At 55.1% G+C, this 343-nt stretch carries 1 protein-coding gene; it reads left to right on the forward strand.

Annotated features, from left to right (window positions below):
- The coding region (locus AC1RPR_RS08580) for a hypothetical protein (protein WP_481763529.1) at positions 1-343 on the forward strand (343 nt) is incomplete at both ends.

The raw sequence follows: 343 nt of genomic DNA on the forward strand, positions 1-343 counted from the left end.
CAATACGATTCGTTACCGCTTCAGTGATGGCGTATATCTGCCTGCTCTTGCCTTCAACCTCAATGCTATGGTTCCGCCCGCAAAGAACCCGGTCAATCCGACACCGCCCACAAACGGCACGATTCGTTGGGCCGCGTCCGTTGATCAAGTCGCGTTTGCCAAGGTCTGTTCGTTCCTAGATTTCAACTGGGCCGAGCTATTCCAAACCAATCAGACGATCATAGACAACTACGGTACCGTTGATCCCGTGTCGATCGCGATCGTATCGAATCCGCCTACCGGTGAATTCAAGGCCTCGGTGCTGACCGGTATCGGGCAGACGGTGGTGGGCCAAGGTCAGGTC

It is taken from the genome of Dellaglioa sp. CoH-57-MRSF-22 (assembly GCF_056781895.1).